This window comes from Paraburkholderia sp. D15 (genome assembly GCF_029910215.1).
In the GTDB taxonomy this organism is placed as follows: domain Bacteria; phylum Pseudomonadota; class Gammaproteobacteria; order Burkholderiales; family Burkholderiaceae; genus Paraburkholderia.
The window spans coordinates 1,222,055-1,241,945 of sequence record NZ_CP110396.1 but is presented as its reverse complement, the minus strand read 5'-3'; the positions used below and the strand labels follow the sequence as shown (position 1 = coordinate 1,241,945).

Sequence of the window (19,891 nt, the reverse complement as noted above, 5' to 3'; positions counted from 1 at the left end):
GTTACGCCTGATCGCCGATGTCCGCGGTGAACGCGGACAACACGCGCAGGGTCGCTTCGAGATCGCTGCGCGACACGCCCTTCAATGCCTGCGCGCGCAACGTCACCAGCTCTTCTTCCATTTTCGCGGTGACGGCGCGGCCTTCTTCGGTCAGCACGACGGTTTTCGCGCGGCGGTCTTCGGGGTCTTCGTCGCGGCGCATCAATCCCGCCGCGCACAACTGGTCGAGCAGCCGCACCAGCGACGGCCCTTCTATCCCGACGTAATCGGCGAGCGTGACCTGACGCACCGCCTCGCCGAGCCGGCTTGCGGTCAGAAGCGGCGTGGCGCACGCCTCGGAGACATTGAAGGCCGCGAGCACGCCGTGGCTCGTGCGCCGCCACTTACGGGCCGCAACGACGAGCGTGCTGCTGACGGTGCGGCGCAAGGTATCGAGATTGGTCGACATGGCCGGCATTGTAGGGCTAAAAAATTCGTTAGCAAACTATTGATTCGTGATTTTTTCGTGACGCGATCTGGCGTGACCTGACCGGTCGGCGCGGCGCGCCTCGGGTCAAGCCGCCAGTCCGAGCCGTACCGTGCGAGCCAGGTCGTCGAGCTGGAAGGGTTTGCGCAGGATCGTGCAGCGTTTCACCGCGAGCCCGGAGATGTCCACGTCCGCATAACCGGTCGCGAGAATCACCGGCAGGTCTTCGCGCAGCTTGCGTGCCTCGGTGATCACGTCGATGCCGTTCATGCCGGGCATCGCGAAGTCGACCATCAACAGGTCGGGCTTGTCGTTCGCCAGACGATTGAGGCCGGCGCGGCCGTCGGCGGCTTCGGTCACGGTGTAGCCGAGCATGCGCAGCGACTCCACCAGCATCGCGCGCACTTCGCCGTCGTCCTCGACCACCAGCACGCGTTTTTCGCCGACCACGCCCGTTTCGGTATCCGGCTCCGCCTCGGCTTGCGGGGCCGCGCGCTCGCGCAGCGGCAGCCAGATTTCGACGGTGGTGCCCTTGCCCTCCTCGCTGAACAGGCGCGCGGTGCCGCCTGCCTGTCTCGCGATGCCGTACACCTGGCTCAGGCCGAGCCCCGTGCCCTTGCCGATCGGCTTGGTGGTGAAGAATGGATCGAACACGCGCGAGACGACCTCGGGCGGCACGCCCGAGCCGGTGTCGATGACTTCGAGCACGACGTAGCGGCCATGTTCGAGGGTCTCGTCCGGCTCGTCGCGCTGCTTCACGCGGATATCGAGCCGGCCGCCGTTCGGCATCGCGTCGCGCGCGTTGATCGCGAGATTGAGAATGGCGAGTTCGAGCTGATTGGCGTCGGCCTCGGTCCACATCGCTTCGCCGTCGAATTCGTTCGCGTACTGGATAGTGGAGCCGAGCGACACCGTGATGATGTCGCGCATGCCTTGCAGCAGACTGACGACATCCACCGCTTTCAGATCGAGATTGCTGTTGCGCGAGAAGGTCAGTAATTGACCGGTCAGCTTGGCGCCGCGTTCGGTCGCGCGTTTGACGGTGGCGGCCATGCCGCGAATCCGTTCGTCGCCGCTCACGCGCCCGATCAGCTCCGCATTGACCATGATCACGTTCAGCAGATTGTTGAAGTCGTGCGCGATGCCGCCGGTGAGCTGGCCGAGCGCTTCCATCTTCTGCGACTGCACCAGCACGGCTTGCACCTTGGCGCGCTCGTGGATCTCGGTCATCAACCGGTTGTTGGCGGACGCGAGTTCCTGGGTGCGTTCGGCGATGCGGCCTTCCAGCGAATCGTTCAGTTGCACCAGCGCTTCCTGCGCTTCGATCCGGTCGGCCAGATGGCGGCGCGATTCGTACTGCCGCGCGCGCGCCCGCAACGACGAGGCCACCGCGCGCCGCAGCGTCTCGGAGTTCAACGGACGTTCGAGCACCACCACGTTGCCGAGCCGTTCGAGCACGTCGAGCCCGCGCGCGGAGCGGTGGCCAATACGCGATGCCGCCAGCAGGATGAACGGGAAATCGGACCACGCCGGCTGCTGGCCGAGCCAGTCGAACAGACGCGTCGCGTGCCGGTCCGCGAGCGCTTCCTCGGCGATCAGCGCGGCGCCCGCGCCGGCGTCGAGCGCTTCGGTGAGCGCGTCGGCGCTGCGGCAGGTGACGCAGATGCGCTCGTCTTTGCGCAGGACTTCGGTAATCACGTCGGCGTCGCGGCCGAACGGCGCCAGGATAAGGACACGCTCCTCCATGACCCGGCTACCTCGACGTGTCGATGACGTGGGGCGTGGCGCCAAGCAGCGCCGTACCGCCGCGATACGCCGGCAGGCCGGACAGGATGCCTTCGAAATCGCGCAGCGCCTCGCCGACCTCCACGCCCCGGTGGCTGAGCCGGAACTGGCGGATCGAGCGTTCGTGCGCACTGGCGCGGCTCTTCACTGCGGTGACGGCAGTCAGCACTTCGCCTTGATGCTCGAAGTAGCGGAACAGTACAACGATGTCGCTGAGATAGCTGATGTCGATATTGTTTTGTATCTCGCCGATGATGCCGTGCTGGCCCAGCACCAGCATCGTGATCACGCCTTGCTGATTCAGGTAGCCGAGCAGTTCGTGCATCTGCAGCAGCAGATAGCGTTCGCCGGGCATGGCTTGCAGGTAGGCGTTCAGGCTGTCGATCGCCACGTACTGAACGCCTTTTTGCTCCACCGATTCGCGCACGTCGCTGGCGAACTCGCCGGGCGAAATTTCCGCCGGATCGATCTGGCGCAGGGTCAGCAGTCCGCTCTCGATGTGGGGCGCGAGGTCCATGCCGAGCGTTGCGCAGCGGATCGTCAGCGTGCTGAGCGTTTCGTCGAACACGTAGTAGACGCAGCGCTGGCCGCGTTTGAGCGCCGCCACCAGACACGACACCACGGTGGTGGTCTTGCCGACACCCGACGGGCCGATCAGCAGCGCGTTGGTGCCGGGGATCAAGCCGCCGCCGAGCAGCGCATCGAGGCCCGGCGTGCCGGTACTCAGTATGTCGGCGGAGAATTCCTGATGATGTTCGGCGGCGACGAGCCGCGGATAGACGTCGATGCCGCCGGTGTCCAGCGTGAAGTCGTGATAGCCCTCGCGGAATTTGATGCCGCGCATCTTGGCGATGCGCAGCCGCCGCCGGTTGCCGCCGTAGTCGTGCACGAGGTTATCCAGCGTGATCACGCCGTGCGCGATGCTGTGCAACTGGATGTCGCCAGGGTCGGCGGTATTGTCGTCGAGCAGCAGCACCGTGCATTCACGCGTCGCGAAATAGCGTTTGAGCGCAAGAATCTGCCGGCGGTAACGCAACTGGTTCTGCGACAGCAGGCGCAACTCCGAAAGACTGTCGAGCACGATGCGCGCGGGCTTGAGTTCGGCGACCTGCTGAATCACGTTGCGCACGGTTTCGCCGAGTTCGACTTCGGCCGGATGGAGCACGCTCTGCTCGTATTGCGGGTCGAGGCCTTCGTCCGACAATAGTTCGAGAATCGTGAAGCGGCTGAGATCCCAGCCGTGGCTGTCGGCGACGGAGATCAACTCGTCGCGGGTTTCGGACAGCGTGATGTACAGCCCGACCTGGTTTTCCTGAACGCCCTTGAGTAAGAACTGCAAGGCAAGGGTAGTTTTGCCAGTGCCCGGCGCGCCTTCTACCAGGTACATGCGGCGCGGCGTCAGGCCTCCGCCGAGAATGTCGTCGATGCCTTCGATTCCCGATGAAAGGCGGGCCGTCGGGTGGGCGGCGGGTGAGTTTGGCATGGCGTGCGGTTCGCGTCGATTTAGTGGCCGGCAATGACAGAGCCGGTACGGCGTGGATGCAAATTTTGTGCCTATGCGCGGTGATGCGGCGCGTGCCCGTCTACAGATGCGCGCGCGCTTGCACGAGTTGAATGAAGCGCGAGGCCGCGCTGTTGTGCAACGCCGCCGGATACGCCAGATGCAACGGCGCGCTCAGCTTCGACGGATTGGCCAGCGTGCAATACACGGTGCCCACCTGGTCGTAGCGTTGCATCGACGCGGGCACCAGCGTCACGCCGAGACCGGCCGCGACGAGGTTGATGCCCGACACCATGCGCGGCACCTCGCGCGCGATGCGCGGCACGAACCCGGCCTGCCGGCATGCGGCGAGGATGTCGGCATACATGCCCGGCGCGCCCGGCCGCCGCACGAGAATGAAGTCTTCCTGCGCCAGCGCCTTCAACGACACCTGCGGACGTTTGCCGCCCGCGCGCTTCAGTAGCGGATGCCCGACCGGCAACACGACCACCATCGGTTCGTCGAGCAAGAGTTCGAACGACACGCCTTCGCGCGCGTCGACCGGCTTGCGCAGAAACGCTGCCTGAATCTGTCCGGCGGCAAGACGCTCGATGATCTCCGCCGCGTTCAGTTCGGCCAGTTCGACGGCCACCTCGGGACACACCGCGCGGAACGCGCGGATCGTTTCGGTGGTGAACGGATGGAACGCGGCCGAGCTGGTGAGTCCGATCGAAATCGTGCCGAGTTCGCCGCGCGCGATCCGGTTCGCCTTCTCCACCGATTGCTGTAGTTCGTGCAGCAGACGTTGCGCGTCTGCGGCGAACGCCTGACCGGCAGGCGTCAAGGTGACGCCGCGCGGCATGCGGACGAACAGCTCGAAGCCGATCTCTTCCTCGAGCGTGCGGATCTGCTGCGACAGCGGCGGCTGTTGCATCGCGAGGCGCTCGGCCGCGCGCGTGAATTGGCCTTCCTCGGCGACGGCCAGAAAGTAGCGCAGATGACGTAGTTCCATTGCCGTTTCCCTCTCCCTTTTCGTCTCGTGGCTGCCGGCTCGCGCCGTTCTCTGCCATATTTTGTATGTATGGATTGTGCGTAAAACAGGTATTTTACATTTACCACGGCCACTCCTACGATCTCGTCCATCGCATCGGCAAAGGCCGGCATCGCCTCAGGCGAGCAAGCCGCTCACGTTGCGACATAAAACAAAATCGACTGGAGACGTCAGTGAAAAAACACTATGCGGTGGCCGCGTTGGCGGTAGCGGGATGCGCGAACGCGCAGGCTCAGTCATCGGTCACGCTGTACGGGTTGATCGATACGAACCTCGAATTCCTGAATCATGCGAGCGCGAGCGGCGGCACGCTGGTACGCGAGAATTCCGGTGGCTTGAGCAATTCGCGCTTCGGATTTCGCGGCACGGAAGATCTCGGCGGCGGCAACAAGGCGTTCTTCATTCTCGAAGCGGGTTTCAACGGCAACGACGGCACCAATGCGAGCGCGGGCGTACTGTTCAACCGCACGGCGGCGGTCGGTGTCGCGAACGATGCCTACGGCGCGCTGTCGGCCGGTCTGCAATACACCGCGATGTACGACACGCTGATCAAATACGATCCGATGGTGTTCGGTCAGCAATACACGTGGATGCCGACCACGGGCTCGGCGGACAGCTTCTCGTTCAAGGCGCGCCTGAACAATTCGGTCAAGTACGTGGGGCGCTTCGGCGGCCTCACCGCGACGGCGGACTACAGCTTCGGCGGCACCGCGGATTCGTTCCAGAGCAGCGCGGCGTATGGCGGCGCGCTCGATTACGACACCGGCAGCTTCGCCGCCGCACTGGCCTACGACTACCGCAACGGCGCGATCAACTCGACCGGCATGTGGACCAAGTCGCGCAACTGGAGCGCGTCGGCGCGCGAGCAGATCGGCGACTTCACGATACTGGGCGGCTACGAGCACTATCTATACAACCCGACCAAGGGCGCGACGGTGTCCTCGGCCTTGTGGTTCGGCGGGGTTCGCTATCTGATCGTGCCGCAGTTCCGCGTGACGGCGGCCACGTACTATCAGAGCAACAAGACGGCGAACGTCTCGAACTCGTTGATGGGCGTGCTGGACGCGGACTATATTCTGTCGAAGCGAACCGATGTGTATGCAACGATCGCTTACGCCGCTGCCACGCGCTATGCCAACGACAAGTACACGCCGGTGGGATTGACGAGCGACACGGCGTTCGGTCCGAACCAGACCGGCGTGACGCTCGGCATTCGCCACCGGTTCTGAGCAATTCGAGGCAGGCCGGCATTTCAACGACGGAATCGACGATGCGCCGCGTTCAAGATTCAGGGTTATCGCATCATCATCGTGCGTGGCGATCAGGAGCGGGTTACATGACTTTCCATCTATCACGCGGTTTGGCGGCGTTGTGCGTCGCGACGAGCGCGGCCGTTTTGCCGGCGATGCCGCAGCCGGCGTTCGCGGCGCACGCGTATAAGGCACATCTGAAGCCGGTTGCGGTGATCTCCGATACGCGCTTCACGCTCGACACGCCGCAAGGGCAGGCGGAGTTTCCGCTGTATCTGTCGAAGGACTGGAACGTCGCGCAGCCTCAGGTCACGCGCGCGGTGATCGTGATTCACGGCAAGCTGCGCAACGCGGACGTGTACTACCGCACCGCGCAGAACGCGCGCGCGGCCGCGCACGCCGATCCCGACACCACGTTGTTGATCGCGCCGCAGTTCCTGGCCAATCTCGATCTGCGCGTGCACGACGAACCGGCCGATCTGCTGCGCTGGACTGGCGACGCGTGGATGGGCGGCGAAGCGGCCAACGGCCCCGCGCCGATCGGTTCGTACGAAGTGCTGGACGCGATCGTCGCGCGTCTCGCCGATCGCAAGCTGTTTCCGAATCTGCGCCATGTCGTGTTCGCCGGACATTCGGGCGGCGGCCAGGTGGTGCAGCGTTATGCGGTGGCGGGGCGCAATCTCGCCGCGCTGACCGACGAAGGCATCGACGTGCGCTACGTGGTGGCGAGTCCGTCCACGTATGCGTATTTCGACGCGTTGCGTCCGGACGCCGACGGCGTCGCCGCGCCGTTCGACAGCGCGCAATGCCCCGACTTCAATCAATGGAAGTACGGCATGGACAAGCGGCCGCCGTATCTTGCCGACCGCTCGCCCGCGCAACTCGAAGCGACCTACGCGGCGCGGCGCATCGACTATCTGGTGGGCGGCGCGGATAACGATCCGCAGCAAAGCGCGCTCGACAAATCCTGTGCCGCCGAGGCGCAAGGTCCGCAACGCGTGGCGCGTGCGCAGGCGTATTACCGTTATATGCAGACGCGTCATCCGCAGGGGTTGAACCAAAGTTTTCACATCGTGCCGGGCGTCGGTCATGACGGCGCGCGCATGCTGACTTCGGTCTGCGCGCTGGCGGCGATGTTCGACACATCGAATGCGCAAAGCACGCAAGGATGCGAGCCATGAGCGAAGCGACGACTCTCAAGCAAGGCAATGGCGGTGCGCGCCCGGGCGCCGATCCGTCGAGCGCATTGAGCCCGGCGATGGTGCGTCGCGCGATCTTCGCGTCCGTGCTCGGCAACGGCCTCGAATGGTTCGACTTTCTGATCTACGGCTACTTCGCGAAGATCATCGCGCAGGTGTTCTTTCCGGGCGGCAGCGGCTTCGTGTCGATCATGCTGACGCTTGCCACGTTCGCGGTCGGCTTCATCGTGCGGCCGATCGGCGGCATTCTGCTCGGCATTTACGCGGATCGCGCGGGGCGCCGCAAGGCGCTGTCGCTGCTGATCATTTCGATGGCGGCCAGCACCTTGCTGATGGGCTTGACGCCGGGTTACGCGCATATCGGCATCGCGGCGCCGCTGCTGGTGGTACTCGCGCGGTTGCTGCAAGGGCTCTCGGTGGGCGGCCAGTTCGCGACCGCGTCGGCGATGCTTGTGGAGTACGCGCCGCCGCACAAGAAGATGTTCTACGGCAGCTTCAACATGTCGGCGCAGGCGTTCGCGTTGCTGCTGTCGTCCGGTGTCGGTTATCTGCTGACCACGCAGTTGACGCATGAGCAACTGGTGGCCTGGGGGTGGCGTCTGCCGTTTCTGTTCGGCGCGCTGGCGGGACCGTTCGGTTTCTATATCCGGCACCGCGTGGCCGAGTCGCCGGAGTTCGAGCAACTGCTCGAACATCAGGACAAGCCGCCTCGCGTGACCATCCGCCAGTTTTTCCACGACAACGGCGATGCAGCGATCTGCGCGATGGGCGTGATCATCGTCGGAGCGGCAACGAACTATGTGTGGCACTCGTATCTGTCGGTGTATGTCGAACGGCAACTGCATCTGCCGCTCTCCACCGCGTTGCTCGGCGCGTTCGTGTCGGGCGTGCTGAATCTGTTTCTGTTTCCGCTGTCGGGCAAGCTCGCCGATCGCTACGGTGCGTACCGGTTGTTCTATCCGGTCGTGATCGCGTGGATTATCTGCGTGTATCCGCTGTATCGCTTCGTCGTCACCGATCCGACGCCGGGCCATCTGTTCATCGCGCAGATGATCGCCACCGTGTTTCTCGCGGCGATGTCCGGCGCGCATCCCGGCATGCTCGCGACACTGTTCCCGGTGCGTAGCCGTTCGGCGGGCGTGGCACTGTCGTACAACATCGCGGTGACGCTGTTCGGCGGCATGGCGCCGCTTACCATCACGGGCTTGACGCGGGTGACGGGCAGCAGTCTGACGCCGGCGTTTTACCTGATATTCGCGGGGTTCGTGTCGCTGGCCATGGTGTATTTCACGCGCGCTGGTCGTGAACCGCGCGGCGCGGCGGCGAGCGTCGTCACGCACTAGATGTCGATGAACCACGAAATCAACCACGAGCTTATTGCATGACCCAGCCTTCGATCATGGACGACGAACGCGCGCCGAATGAACGCCCGGTCGCGGTCGTCGCGAGCCGTTATCTGCAGGTCTCGACGCCGGCCGGCAGCGGCACGGTGCCGGTGTTCGCGAACGGTGACTGGCTCGCGCCGGCGCCGACGGTGCGGCGTGTGGTGATTCTGATTCATGGACGTTTGCGCAACGGCGATACGTACTTCGAGTTGGCGCAGCGCGCGTGCGAGTCGGCCGGGGCGAGCGCGGACGATACGCTGCTGATCGTGCCGCAGTTTCTCGCGAGCGCGGATCTCGATGCGCATGCGTTGCCGTCGTCCACGTTGCATTGGGACTGGACCGGCTGGATGGGCGGCGACAACTCCCAAGGTCCGGCGCCGCTCAGTTCGTTCGACGTGCTCGACGCGATTTTGCACACGCTCGCTTCGCGCGAGCAGTTCGGCGCATTGACCGACGTGGTGATCGCAGGGCATTCGGGCGGCGGCCAGGTCGTGCAGCGATACGCGGTCGTCGCGCGCGGCGATGCGTTGCTGACGGCGCGGGGCGTCGCGCTGCGTTACGTCGTCGCGAATCCGTCGTCGTATGTGTATTTCGATGCGATGCGGCCGGATGCGCGCGGCGAGTTTGTCGCGTTCGATGCGGCGTCGTGTTCGTCGTTCAATCGCTGGAAGTATGGGTTGGAGCATTTGCCGGCGTATGCGAAGGATGCCGGCGCGAGCGGTACGATAGACGACGCCATGACGGAAAAGCTCGAAGCGCGTTACGTGCAACGTGATGTCACCGTGCTGCTGGGCGGCGCGGATTGCGATCCGCAGCATCCGGCGCTCGACCGGTCTTGCGCGGCGCGTGCGCAAGGGGCGCATCGGCTGGAGCGGGGGCTTGCTTACGCGCGCTATATGGCGTCGCGGCATCCGCGGGGATTATCGACGCACAGGACGTTCGTGATCGATGGCGTCGGGCATGACGCGGGTGGGATCTTCACGTCGGCGCGGGGGCGGGAGGCCTTGTTCGGCACTGGACAGCGGTAGCGGCTTCAATGCATTGCGATGGCACGGAACGGACGGAGCGCACGACGATGGGCACGGAGACTGCTACCGCGCTAGGGCCCGTGAATGGTTTTCCATTCGCGCGCCTCTTTCTCAGGCATTCAATGACTGAAGGACTGCGCCCATGAACCGGACCCGACTCTTCGCGGCCACGCTGGCCGTCGCAACGCTAAGCACCATGCTGCCCTGCAGCGCATTCGCCGACGATGCGCCCAGCCCGTGCGCGTCGCTCAAACGCATCGTGGCCGCCGCGCCAGGCGGCTTGTCTTCGCTGACGCCCGACGACGGGAAAGGCGTCGCGCAGCCCTATGGCGACGACGCGCAATGTTCGGCCGCCCGTGGCAGCTATCAATGCATGTGGACGCCGCATCACGACGCGGGATCGAACGCGGATGCGCTTCAGGCGGTGGCGGCGGACATCGCGTCATGTTTGCCCGAAGCGACGCACGATCAGAATTCGCCGGGACGCCAGCACTTTTATGTCGGCGCGCCGGGTAAGCGAACCGAGATCACGCTGTCGCCGACGGGGTCGAACAAGCTGCGGCTGGTGGTGTCGGGGAAGTGAGGGCGTGAGTCAAGGAACAGGCTGTAACGCCGGCCACCACGTCCAGCCTCGCCGCGAGCAGCGCAATTCGATGATCGACAGCGGCGCGATCTCGATGCGCTGTTTTCCCTTTCTTCGTCGGCACGAATCCGCTGTGGCTCGTGCAGGGTGGAAAGCGCGTAAATCCTAAGGCCTATGCTCGGTTCACGGTGTTCGCCAACAAGTGACGTGCTCCGGTATGGAAAAGCTCCCCATCACCGCTAGTCGCGTAGGTGAATGGGCTGCTTGTCACCTCGGGTTCTCACGCGGGAATCTGCACTTCCCGCAACCGTTCGATTAAGATGCTCTCGTCGCCAAATGATTTTTGTGCGGCCGTTGATTCTTCGGTCGAAAGCGCCGATTCGACAAACTGATGACGTAACTGTGGATCGATCACGTACTTGTTCGCAAAGGCTATCAACTCGGTTTTGAAGTCACCCTGTGCACGGATGTAATAAATAAATCGCTCGCTTAAAGCTAGTGCTGGCACAAGGGAGGTTATCAGCCCCTTGTTACCCCAACCTGTCGCTAACAACTGCAGCACTTCGTAGACTGCAAGGGTGTCGAGCACCTCCACAAAGTTTCGAACTTGATCGGTATTTAGCCCAATCTTTCCTTCGACCAGCCGCGTCACAAATTGCAGACCATCAACGGACTCCTTTCCGCCGAGAAAGGCCGTTATCTCAGTCTTCAGCATGCCGTCGGTCGCGAATACTATAAAATAAATTAGCACGGCCGACTTCCAATCGCTTGTTGGAGTCGACGTGCCGAACACTCTGAACAACTCACCACTATCGACTAGCCTACGCAGGTATGGCTTTAAGCGCAAACGGTCGAGACTAAACAATGCCGCGAGGGATGGTATTAAATAGTCGTCGCTTCCCCAGGAAGAAATCTTATAGGCGTGGACTTGTTTCTTAACGATGCCTTCAGCGATAGCGTCGAAGAAGTGTTCCTCTCCTGTTTCCATAGCTTGCTTAAGGAGTGCGACCGCAGCAGTTTCCATCTTTTCGGATTCGAATCGAGTCCTAAGCCAAGTCAGTTTCGCGTCTTCGCCACCTCTACACGTACAGCAAGTCAAAATCCAAGAACGCTCAGTGTGCCTGGTCTCTTGGCAGAGTCGAGCCCACAGTTCGGCACCAACCGGCAACGCAATCTGCTCCGCCCCTTCCGCTGTTATTGCTGAGTGCACCTCCGATATTGAAAGTACGCCACCAAGCGAAGAGGTCCATGCTTCCCACGCCACAGCAATTTGCTTAGTTAATGGGTCTGGTTGGTCATCCGCAGTTGCAACGATGTTTCTGAGCATCTCGACAATCAGCATAGCCGTCTGTTCGCGAGACGACGAGATGTCCAGTAGGGCTTGTAGACCAGACACAAGATTTTCATTGAGCAACCGCAAGCTTTTTGAAGCAGCCATGGTCGACAAGGCCACCTGACGAAAATGAAGCATCGTTCCCGCCGTCAGCGGTTTGTGCTTGAGCTGCGTACCGTCTTCCGCTATTGCCAAGGGGCAAATCGCCCTTACAGCTTGCAGCAAGCGTTCCTGTTGCCCCTGGAGAGCACTTAGGTCCTGCCGAATATATCGGTCGAGAACGAATTGGAAAGCAGGGCTTTCCTGAAACAGCCGACTTAACGCTTCGCTGTCTCCATTGTCCAGAGCGGCTTCAAGCCTTGGACGAACAGAAATGTAGGAAGCCTCCTCTTTCGTTGATGCATGATGGTGCAGCATGGCGAACGTATCGGCTAGAGACTCTTCGCGAAGAATTCGAGTTACCTCCGTCGGCGGAACACAACTGTCCGCGAGGAGCTTTTCCTTCGAGAGAAGGTACGCCGCCAGACTGGATAGGGATACTTTGTCGGACCACTCAATCTTTAACAAGACAAGTTCGTTGACAAACGACACGATTGCTCGGGGAGTCAGACTAGCCGAGAGCGGTAGCTCTTCATAGAGCCGCAAAATTTCATCGTAATCACCAAGCAAGTCTTCCCCGAATGCCTGCACCAGCTTTCCGTTAAAGTAGTTTTTCCACGAATGAAGCATCGGTGGCGGCAAGGAAAATCGTAGCTGGAAAACCTTTTCGAGGAACGATGACGGAGCAGGGTCTTTCGCTGATACAGCCGAGGCAGGCGTGGATGACTGAAGCACTCGCCCTTCGTCCGCCACTGGTATGAGCACCCATAATCGACGGAGCCACTCATGTGATTTGAACTGGGGATTGTCGAGGAACGAACGGAGAAGTGCCCACACTGCTTTCGTATCGGCTTGGTCAATGCGGTCGAGATTGTCTATGACTATGACGAGGCGACGGTTGTCTTGCTCAAGGATGACCTGCATCAGTTCACCGAACGCATCTTGGAACTCGATGGAAGTCGGCTCCGGGTCGTCCCGAACTTCGACAGCTTCCTCATCCGAATTGCGTCGGATGATAAAGCCCATGGCTTCGTTGGAAAGCAGATGAAACAATGCGAAAGCTACGAAGCCTGTCAGCGCAGTCGAGGCCAGAAGTGGTGCAACTCCGAGCGGTTCGATTAGACGTTTTTCGAGCTCCGCCAACATCGGTGCAGCAATGCCTAGCGCCGCAAGCGCCGACAAAATTACCTTGGCGGAGTTGGAGAAGAATGGGGTTGTCTTCCGAGACGTTGTTTTGAGCCGTCGACTCAGTTGATCTAGCCTTTTCGTCCAGAGAGACTCACTCGCCGTGCCATCGGAATTTTCTAACCATTTTCGTTCAGTGAGTTTTTGTACAAGCGCTGATAGAAATGCACGACGAAGCGGATCGCCGACGTGCACCCACGCGTCGTACTGGAAAACTGCGACGTCAGGCGATTGCAATACCTCTTTGCCAGGCTTTTTGGGGGCAGAATGCTCCAACTGCTCGGCGACGATCTTCACGACGGTCGATTTTCCGGCTCCCCACGTGCCGTCGAGCCTAATTGTTTGCCCGCCAGGGGATGTCAGGACGAGCTTCGATATCGTCGTTGCAATCCTTGCGTGTGCTCCGCCCAAGTCATCGACGTTCGATGGCTCATCCAGAAGAAGGGTCGGTGTTCGAGTCATCACACTCTCTCAGATAAAATATGTTTGGGCACCGGGTCTGTTATTGATGCCGGACACTTTAATCTATCGTTGCAAGTTGTTTAGCCATACTGATCCAAATAGCGTCGCGGATGCCAAATATGGCGACGAAAGATAGTAACGCAGGAACAGGTTCGTTTTCCAATTTTTATGCCCGACCAGAATGGTCAATCAAAGCGCGCGGTGTTGTATGCGCAACTGTTTGCAACCAACGGAGATTCGGACCCGGGATTTGTAAAGTGCGCGACGACCAACCGATGCCGCAAGGTATATCAAAAGTGCATCGACTACTGCACGGAAACGGAGCTTCCGACACGAGGTGGAACTGGAATCCCCTTTTTTAGATGCAAAAACAAATGCATCGCGGACAACGGATGTTAAAGGAACGTCATGATCAAAAATCCTGAGATTGCATCAGATCTGAGCAACCGGTTTCTCGGCGTCAGTGGAGCAATTAACGACGCGATTATTCTGGTGCAAGAAAGCTGCCCTGCCGACGAATTCAAAGCGTTTCGTCGGGCAATGGGTCAACTACTCGACCAGGTGTATGTTCTGGCTCTCGAACCGCTCTACGAAGCGCACCCCGACATCGCACCACCTGAACTGGAATTCAAGCCTCGCGGGAAAGGGCGATAGCGGGGACGAGGGGGGGGCCAACGCGTCGCCGCTAGCCGACTGCCGGCCACCACGTCCAGCCTCGCCGCGAGCAGCGCAATTCGATGATCGACAGCGGCGCGATCTCGATGCGCGGGAACACCTGCGCAGCAGCACCGAGCGCCACGACGATCGCCGCCCGCATGACCGGCGCGTGAGTGACCGCGACGATAGTACGAAGCTTGTTCTTATCGTCGAGCGTCCGTTGGCTTGCCGGATCGCTGAGCGAATCGAGCCACGCGCCCACGCGCTTGACGAGTTGGCTGAACGACTCACCGCCATGAGGCTTGGCGTCGGGATCATGCATCCATGCCCCGAGTTCTTGCGGCGCTTCGGTCAGCAGATCGGCGAGACGCCGACCCTGCCACGCACCGTAATTCACATCGGCCAGATTGGCATCGACGATTGCCGCGAGCTTCAGCGCCTGCGCCGTTGCACGTGCGCAGAGCGCCGGGCTGACCAACGCGCTGGCATCACCCGGAATCGAAAGATGCGCACGTGTGGCATCGATTTCGGCAATGCTGCGCTGATCGAGCGAGTCGAACGACACATCGCCGGGGAAACGGCCCGCGCGCATCGCGGCGGTCGACGCGTGACTGATCAATAAAAGCCGAATGTCCATTCCGTTGAATCCCTCGAAGCTACATCGATGCCCAGCGCCCAGCGCCCAGCGCCCATGCGGCGCACGCACTTACCGGTTATCGAACGCGAAAGTTTAGCGCGTAGAATAGCGGCGTTGCGAAGCACGGAAGCCGGTGAGAACCCGGCGCGGTCGCGCCACTGTAATTGGCTTCTTCTGCCAACAGCCAGACCCGAGCTTTGCGCACTCCCTTTGCTATCGACTATCGGGGCGCGTTACCCCAGGAGATGTCATTCATGACCCAAGCTGTATTCGATTCCGCCAATGCGCCCGTTGCGCAACCCACGCCGATTCCGTTGCGCGAATTGCTGCCGTGGATCGTGTTCGGCGGCCTGCTGCTGTTGCTCGCCATTTACTTCGTGGGTGCGGAAGAGGGCGCCACGTCGCTCGTGCCCGGCATGTACGTCCATGAGTTCGTGCACGACGGCCGCCATCTGCTCGGCTTTCCCTGCCACTAACGGAGTCGAACATGGTCGGTAAATTGTTGGTACGCGGGATGCTCGCAGGCATCGCCGCGGGATTGCTCACGTTCGGTTTCGCCCGCGTGGTCGGCGAACCGCAGGTCGATCAGGCGATCTCCTTCGAGGAGAAAGCCGATGCCGCTAAAGGCGAAGCGCCCGAACCGGAAATCGTGAGCCGCGAGACCCAGGCCGGTTTGGGTCTGCTCACCGGCGTGGTGACGTACGGCGCGGCAGTGGGCGGGCTGTTCTCGCTGGTGTTCGCGTATGCGTATGGCCGGGTCGGCGCGGCGAGTGCGCGGGCTCTGTCCGCCTGGCTCGCGCTCGCGGCGTTCATCGCACTGGTGATCGTGCCGAACATCAAGTATCCGGCGAATCCGCCATCGGTCGGTGACCCCGAAACGATCGGCATGCGCACCGGGTTGTTCTTTCTGATGATCGCGATTTCCGTCGCGGCGATGGTGTTCTCGCTGAAAGTGCGTCGACGTCTGGCCGTGCAGCTCGGCGCATGGAATGGATCGATCGTGGCAGGCGTGCTGTTCGTCGCGATTATCGCGGCCGTGCAGCTGTCGATGCCGGTGATCAACGAAGTGCCCGCGGCCTTCCCCGCCGTGCTGCTGTGGAAATTCCGCGTAGCGGCGATCGGCATGCAGGTCATTATGTGGACCACGATCGGACTGTTGTTCGGCGCGCTGGTCGAGCGCAGCGCTTTCGTGCGGCCGGTCCGGCGCGCGGCGATCTAGGCAGGTGGCATACCGCGCGCACCGCTTGATAAGGTAATTGGATCAAGCGGTTGCCGCGGTTGTGGGAAGGTTATCCACAGGCTTGCGAACAAAAACTGGGGATAACTGAAGCGACGACGTGACGTCTATCGCGACCGGTGCCCGACCTTGTCCATCAGCAGTCGGCGCATGGTCGTGAGAAGCTCGGCACCTTCCACGGGCTTGCGCAGAAACGCGTCGTAACTCACGAACGCCGGCGGGCTCGGCTCTCCCGAGACCAGAACGAATGCGACGTCGGCGAGTCCCGGCGCGGTGCGTAACTGGTGACACAACTCGCTGCCCGACATGATGGGCATGCGCCAGTCTGCAACCACGATGTCGACGGGAGAGCCGGCAAAGCTTGCCAGCGCGTCTCGCCCATTCGTCGCGCTCCGGACGTCGTACCCATCTGCCTCGCATACCGCGCGCCATGCCGCGAGCGCTTCGACGTCATCATCCACCAATAAGACGCTTGTCATACCAACCCCGTTCCGCAACCAGATCTCGCATTTCTTACGCGACACCGACTTCAAAATACACGCGCCGCCGGGCTACCTGCAATTGGACAGCCCGAGAACAGGTTTCGTTGCCATTCAGTTCGACCGGATCAGCAGCCAGGCGGAAACCGCGTATGCGTGTCACATACGCCGATTGCAAAACCTGTTCCCGATGAATGTTGGCGTAGGTGCCGGAGCAAGGCGTGGGTCGGGAAATGCGCGGGTTAGGAATGTGACGTCGTTCCGGGCTCAGACTATTTCACGCACTCCGGCCACGGAGCGCCCAGTTGAACACGCGCCGCGTCGTCGCAGCGGGGCGTGTCAAGCGATCGAACAATTGGGCGACGGCGCCGTCGAGTTGAGCCCATGCCGGACCTGATGTCGCGTCTTTGCCGGCATCGAGCGCGGCGGCACTATGCGTGGAGCGATTCTCGCGTTGTCGTTCACTTTCAGCGCGCGAAGCACGCGCAATGCTGCCTTGATATCGCGCGATCAACGTATCCAGCCGCACGACGATCGATTCTCTGTGCGCAGCGGCCGAAGCGAAATCTGCGCGATCGAGCATCGTTCCTTCCGGCATCGAGCGCGTATTTTCATCACGCGCCGCGTCGCTCAATACCCGTGCCCAATGCAGGCAGCACAGCAGCGAACCGGTCGCCAGTTCGACATCGGGATTCCACACGACCACACGTTGCGTCTGCAACGGCTTCAACGCGATGCGCAGATCGTGCCAGCTACGATCGAGCTTGCGCATCGCCGAGGCCGCTTCGTTCGACGTGAACGTATTCGAATCCTTAGCCAGCACCACCTCGCGCAGCGCGCCAAGCACGGCGCCCAGTTTCGCTTCGACGTGGCGCGTCGCCGCCAGCGGCATCATCAACATCGCGACGGCGAACGATACGAGGCAGCCCACCAGCACTTCCTCGATCCGCAACTCGGCCAGCGGTCCCATCGCAAAACCCAACTCGCCGTACACAAGCCCGACCAGCACGGTGATGAAGAACACGCCCGGCGCGTATGCGCTCAGAATGAAATACGCCCAGCCGAATACGCACAACACCATCGCGGCGACCAGCCACATCGGCGACCCATGCAAGGGCGCGACCAGCAGCACGCTGACGAGCGCGCCGGCCAGCGTCCCCGCCAGCCGCTGCGCGCCGCGATACACGGTGTCGGCGCGCGAGCGTGTGCCGAGGAACACGACGAAGGTGGTGATGACCGCCCAGAACCAGCGCTCGGGTGAAAGCGAGTGGCCGATCAGCATCGCGAGAAACGCGGCGGTCGTGGCACGCGTCGCGGGAAGCCAGCAGAGTTTGGCGCGCAGATCGGCGAAACGCGCGGCCATGGGTGCGATGCCGTTGGGGCGTGCATCGGGCGGCGCGGCGGGTTGAATCGCAGGGCGATGCGCGATCTCCTTGAGCCGCGCGATCGCGTGGCGCAATGCTTGCGCGTGGGGGGCGTTCGTCGTGCTCTTCGTATTCGTCGCGTTCGTTGCATCTGCAACAACCGAGCCCGTGTCGGGTTCCGAAGCAAACGCATGCTGCCCGGCGGCCACCTCCACCTCGACGATTCGTTCGCGCACCGTCTCCGCATTCGACGGATTCAGCAACGCGAGCTGTTCTTCCAGCGACAGCGCCGCTTCGTTCAACGACGACAGGTTCGCGAGATCCGGCGCGTGCAGTACACGTGTGGCGCGCAAGGTCACCGTGTGAACCGCCAGCCGGAAACTGGCGGCGACCCGCGTCGGCACCAGCACGCGACCCACCAGCGTCACCGTCACCGGACCGGCAAGGGACAGCAGCAGCGACTGCGCGACCTGCATCGTCGAGGGATGCAGATACAGACCCAGATAGAAGCACACTACGCCGAGCATCGCGCAACCGAGCGCGCGCGGGCCGCAGGCCTGGCAAAGCATGCCGGCGAACATCACGACGAGAAAGCCCGCGTCGCCGGCCAACGGATAGCGGCTGAGTGCGCTCGCCGCGGCGAAGCACAGGCACGCGCAGAGATAAAGACGCAGGAGCGTGCCGAACCAGGCGGCGCGGCGCGCGTCGCGCAGGAACAGCGGCGCGACCATCGCGAAGAGGATGCCGGGCGCGGCGAGTGTGATCGGTTGATGGTGGGAGACGGTCCACGCGATGCTGACGACGCCGGTGAACAGGCAGGCGAGCGCAACGCGTAGCGCGGTGTGGAGTCGCACGAGTCCCGGGTCCGCGGCGAGCAGGCGGTCGGCGACGCGTGAAAACGCGGCAGCAATCATGATCGATGATATCCAGGCTAAAAGCCGCGACCGGCTTGTGACCGATTGCGGCGGGGCGGGCGAGAGGCCCGCCACCTTCAACTCGTCGAGCGGGATTGCGGCACCGGGATCACCGGCATCGCAACCCATCCGACGATGGGCGATAACGCGCGAATGGCCACACCGGAGACATCGCAAGGGGTGGCGCGACGTCGCGGGTGGATTCGGGTTTTCCCGGATGATACCTGGACAAAATCAGGCTTGTCGAATTTTTGCGGCGGCGCAGCAGGGTGCCGCACGTCGCGCTGCGGCTTGTGTTGGCGATTCGATTCAGCGGTCCGAGGCAAGGGCTGAATCGAATCACCGGCCTTGAATGGGCGATCGCCCTAACTCGCGTCGTGGAAAATCACGCCGACCGTATGGCGGTGTCCCGAGCGCAGACGGCTTACGCCGTGTCGGAGATTCACGCGGTAGGTGCCGCGCGTTCCCTGCACCGGGCGATGATGCACGGCGAACACCACGGCGTCGCCCTTGCGCAGCGGTACGACCTCCGCGCGCGATTGCATCCTCGGACGCTGCTCCGTCATCACGAACTCGCCGCCGGTGAAATCGACGTCCGGCTCGGACAGCAGAATCGCCGCTTGCAGCGGAAACACGTGCTCGCCGTAGAGATCCTGATGCAGGCAGTTGTAGTCGTCGGTCGCGTACTGGAGGATCAGCGGGGTCGGACGCGTCTGGCCGACGGCATGACAGCGCTCGATAAATTCCGTGTGCGCGGCCGGATAGCGCACGCCGATGCCCATCGCCTCGTTCCAGCGGTTGGCTACCGGCGCGAGCTTCGGATAGAGTGCGCCGCGCAGATCAGCGATCAACGCGGGCAGCGGATACGCAAAGTACTTGTATTCGCCGCGGCCGAATCCATGCCGCGCCATCACGACGCGGCTACGGTACAAATCGTCGCGCGGATACAGCGCGGTCAGCGCGTCGCATTCCTGCGCGCTAAGCAGATTGCGCAACATCGCGCAGCCGTAGCCATTCAATGCTTCCTCGACGGCGAACCAGTCGAGCGTGTCGATGCGCTGTTCGATCGAACCTTGGGGGGATGTCGTGGCAGCGGAAGTGGCAGTGGCTTCGGTGCGTTCGAATTCCAACGGCAACGCCATCTCTCGCGAGCGCGGGGCTCTCGCTATCGTATTCATCAGTGCTCTCCGTGCGGCAATCATCGAGTGATGACGGAGTTTAAGTACGTAAGCGAAGCCGCGCACTCCAACTCTTGCTCTCTTATTCGATGACTGCGATGACTGCGATGAGCATGCGT

General features: G+C 62.2%; 16 protein-coding genes, 1 pseudogene and 1 riboswitch. Of the genes and pseudogenes, 8 read left to right on the top strand and 9 right to left on the bottom strand.

Annotated elements, in window-relative coordinates:
- Positions 1-25: 25 nt before the first annotated feature.
- From LFL96_RS25350 to LFL96_RS25335, 4 genes and pseudogenes are all read right to left on the bottom strand, one after another.
- Positions 26-448, bottom strand: a pseudogene (locus LFL96_RS25350) (MarR family transcriptional regulator); the annotation flags it as partial.
- Positions 449-553: 105 nt separating this feature from the next.
- Positions 554-2,212: an ATP-binding protein gene (locus LFL96_RS25345; RefSeq protein ID WP_281003437.1), complete on the bottom strand. Its 1,659-nt coding sequence runs from the start codon at positions 2,210-2,212 to the stop codon at positions 554-556.
- A gap of 7 nt (positions 2,213-2,219) precedes the next feature.
- Positions 2,220-3,734 carry an ATPase domain-containing protein gene (locus LFL96_RS25340; RefSeq protein WP_281003436.1) on the bottom strand — a complete coding sequence of 505 codons (1,515 nt, stop codon included), beginning with the start codon at positions 3,732-3,734 and terminating at the stop codon, positions 2,220-2,222.
- A 100-nt stretch (positions 3,735-3,834) separates the two neighbouring features.
- Complete coding sequence (locus LFL96_RS25335) at positions 3,835-4,743, bottom strand: LysR family transcriptional regulator (protein WP_281003435.1); 909 nt, start codon at positions 4,741-4,743, stop codon at positions 3,835-3,837.
- A gap of 212 nt (positions 4,744-4,955) precedes the next feature.
- Here LFL96_RS25335 and LFL96_RS25330 point away from each other — a divergent pair, with 212 nt between their 5' ends.
- The 5 genes from LFL96_RS25330 (at position 4,956) to LFL96_RS25310 (ending at position 10,227) form a co-directional block, all read left to right on the top strand.
- Positions 4,956-6,011, top strand: a complete 1,056-nt coding sequence (locus LFL96_RS25330; RefSeq protein WP_281003434.1) for a porin — start codon at positions 4,956-4,958, stop codon at positions 6,009-6,011.
- Positions 6,012-6,118: 107 nt separating this feature from the next.
- Entirely contained in the window at positions 6,119-7,213 is a 1,095-nt protein-coding gene (locus LFL96_RS25325; protein ID WP_281003433.1) for an alpha/beta hydrolase, read from the top strand.
- The gene (locus LFL96_RS25320) at positions 7,210-8,574 is read left to right on the top strand and encodes an MFS transporter (RefSeq protein WP_281003432.1); all 1,365 of its coding nucleotides are present in this window, start codon (positions 7,210-7,212) and stop codon (positions 8,572-8,574) included. Before LFL96_RS25325 ends, LFL96_RS25320 begins: the two co-directional genes overlap by 4 nt.
- A gap of 38 nt (positions 8,575-8,612) precedes the next feature.
- Entirely contained in the window at positions 8,613-9,644 is a 1,032-nt protein-coding gene (locus tag LFL96_RS25315; RefSeq protein WP_281003431.1) for an alpha/beta hydrolase, read from the top strand.
- Between the two features lie 142 nt (positions 9,645-9,786).
- Positions 9,787-10,227 carry a hypothetical protein gene (locus tag LFL96_RS25310; RefSeq protein ID WP_281003430.1) on the top strand — a complete coding sequence of 147 codons (441 nt, stop codon included), beginning with the start codon at positions 9,787-9,789 and terminating at the stop codon, positions 10,225-10,227.
- A 280-nt stretch (positions 10,228-10,507) separates the two neighbouring features.
- Here LFL96_RS25310 and LFL96_RS25305 read toward each other — a convergent pair whose 3' ends face one another.
- On the bottom strand, positions 10,508-13,306 hold the full coding sequence (locus tag LFL96_RS25305) for a P-loop NTPase fold protein (protein WP_281003429.1): 2,799 nt from the start codon (positions 13,304-13,306) through the stop codon (positions 10,508-10,510).
- 408 nt (positions 13,307-13,714) lie between these two features.
- Here LFL96_RS25305 and LFL96_RS25300 point away from each other — a divergent pair, with 408 nt between their 5' ends.
- Positions 13,715-13,960, top strand: a complete 246-nt coding sequence (locus tag LFL96_RS25300; RefSeq protein WP_281003428.1) for a hypothetical protein — start codon at positions 13,715-13,717, stop codon at positions 13,958-13,960.
- Positions 13,961-13,991: 31 nt separating this feature from the next.
- Here LFL96_RS25300 and LFL96_RS25295 read toward each other — a convergent pair whose 3' ends face one another.
- Positions 13,992-14,600 (bottom strand): histidine phosphatase family protein, encoded by a 609-nt coding sequence (locus tag LFL96_RS25295; protein ID WP_281003861.1) that lies wholly within the window; start codon positions 14,598-14,600, stop codon positions 13,992-13,994.
- A gap of 74 nt (positions 14,601-14,674) precedes the next feature.
- Positions 14,675-14,813: riboswitch (cobalamin riboswitch) on the top strand.
- 41 nt (positions 14,814-14,854) lie between these two features.
- Here LFL96_RS25295 and LFL96_RS25290 point away from each other — a divergent pair.
- Together LFL96_RS25290 and LFL96_RS25285 are read left to right on the top strand one after the other, a co-directional pair.
- The gene (locus LFL96_RS25290) at positions 14,855-15,076 is read left to right on the top strand and encodes a CbtB domain-containing protein (protein ID WP_281003427.1); all 222 of its coding nucleotides are present in this window, start codon (positions 14,855-14,857) and stop codon (positions 15,074-15,076) included.
- An 11-nt stretch (positions 15,077-15,087) separates the two neighbouring features.
- Complete coding sequence (locus tag LFL96_RS25285) at positions 15,088-15,819, top strand: CbtA family protein (protein WP_281003426.1); 732 nt, start codon at positions 15,088-15,090, stop codon at positions 15,817-15,819.
- A 125-nt stretch (positions 15,820-15,944) separates the two neighbouring features.
- On the opposite strand, the gene LFL96_RS25280 is transcribed toward LFL96_RS25285, so the two are convergent.
- The 3 genes from LFL96_RS25280 to LFL96_RS25270 all read right to left on the bottom strand — a co-directional run bounded on the left by LFL96_RS25280 (position 15,945) and on the right by LFL96_RS25270 (position 19,772).
- Positions 15,945-16,316, bottom strand: a complete 372-nt coding sequence (locus tag LFL96_RS25280; RefSeq protein WP_281003425.1) for a response regulator — start codon at positions 16,314-16,316, stop codon at positions 15,945-15,947.
- Between the two features lie 277 nt (positions 16,317-16,593).
- Complete coding sequence (locus LFL96_RS25275) at positions 16,594-18,594, bottom strand: FUSC family protein (RefSeq protein ID WP_281003424.1); 2,001 nt, start codon at positions 18,592-18,594, stop codon at positions 16,594-16,596.
- A 365-nt stretch (positions 18,595-18,959) separates the two neighbouring features.
- Positions 18,960-19,772 carry a 2OG-Fe(II) oxygenase gene (locus LFL96_RS25270; protein WP_281003423.1) on the bottom strand — a complete coding sequence of 271 codons (813 nt, stop codon included), beginning with the start codon at positions 19,770-19,772 and terminating at the stop codon, positions 18,960-18,962.
- Positions 19,773-19,891: the final 119 nt, after the last annotated feature.

Excerpts from the sequence above, each read along its gene's own strand:
- LFL96_RS25280 (WP_281003425.1), bottom strand. The coding sequence starts at position 16,316 with ATGACAAGCGTCTTATTGGTGGATGATGACGTCGAAGCGCTCGCGGCA.
- LFL96_RS25305 (WP_281003429.1), bottom strand. The coding sequence starts at position 13,306 with ATGACTCGAACACCGACCCTTCTTCTGGATGAGCCATCGAACGTCGAT.
- LFL96_RS25300 (WP_281003428.1), top strand. The coding sequence starts at position 13,715 with ATGATCAAAAATCCTGAGATTGCATCAGATCTGAGCAACCGGTTTCTC.
- LFL96_RS25310 (WP_281003430.1), top strand. The coding sequence starts at position 9,787 with ATGAACCGGACCCGACTCTTCGCGGCCACGCTGGCCGTCGCAACGCTA.
- LFL96_RS25285 (WP_281003426.1), top strand. The coding sequence starts at position 15,088 with ATGGTCGGTAAATTGTTGGTACGCGGGATGCTCGCAGGCATCGCCGCG.
- LFL96_RS25290 (WP_281003427.1), top strand. The coding sequence starts at position 14,855 with ATGACCCAAGCTGTATTCGATTCCGCCAATGCGCCCGTTGCGCAACCC.
- LFL96_RS25345 (WP_281003437.1), bottom strand. The coding sequence starts at position 2,212 with ATGGAGGAGCGTGTCCTTATCCTGGCGCCGTTCGGCCGCGACGCCGAC.
- LFL96_RS25335 (WP_281003435.1), bottom strand. The coding sequence starts at position 4,743 with ATGGAACTACGTCATCTGCGCTACTTTCTGGCCGTCGCCGAGGAAGGC.
- LFL96_RS25295 (WP_281003861.1), bottom strand. The coding sequence starts at position 14,600 with ATGGACATTCGGCTTTTATTGATCAGTCACGCGTCGACCGCCGCGATG.
- LFL96_RS25275 (WP_281003424.1), bottom strand. The coding sequence starts at position 18,594 with ATGATTGCTGCCGCGTTTTCACGCGTCGCCGACCGCCTGCTCGCCGCG.
- LFL96_RS25325 (WP_281003433.1), top strand. The coding sequence starts at position 6,119 with ATGACTTTCCATCTATCACGCGGTTTGGCGGCGTTGTGCGTCGCGACG.
- LFL96_RS25270 (WP_281003423.1), bottom strand. The coding sequence starts at position 19,772 with ATGAATACGATAGCGAGAGCCCCGCGCTCGCGAGAGATGGCGTTGCCG.
- LFL96_RS25315 (WP_281003431.1), top strand. The coding sequence starts at position 8,613 with ATGACCCAGCCTTCGATCATGGACGACGAACGCGCGCCGAATGAACGC.
- LFL96_RS25320 (WP_281003432.1), top strand. The coding sequence starts at position 7,210 with ATGAGCGAAGCGACGACTCTCAAGCAAGGCAATGGCGGTGCGCGCCCG.
- LFL96_RS25340 (WP_281003436.1), bottom strand. The coding sequence starts at position 3,734 with ATGCCAAACTCACCCGCCGCCCACCCGACGGCCCGCCTTTCATCGGGA.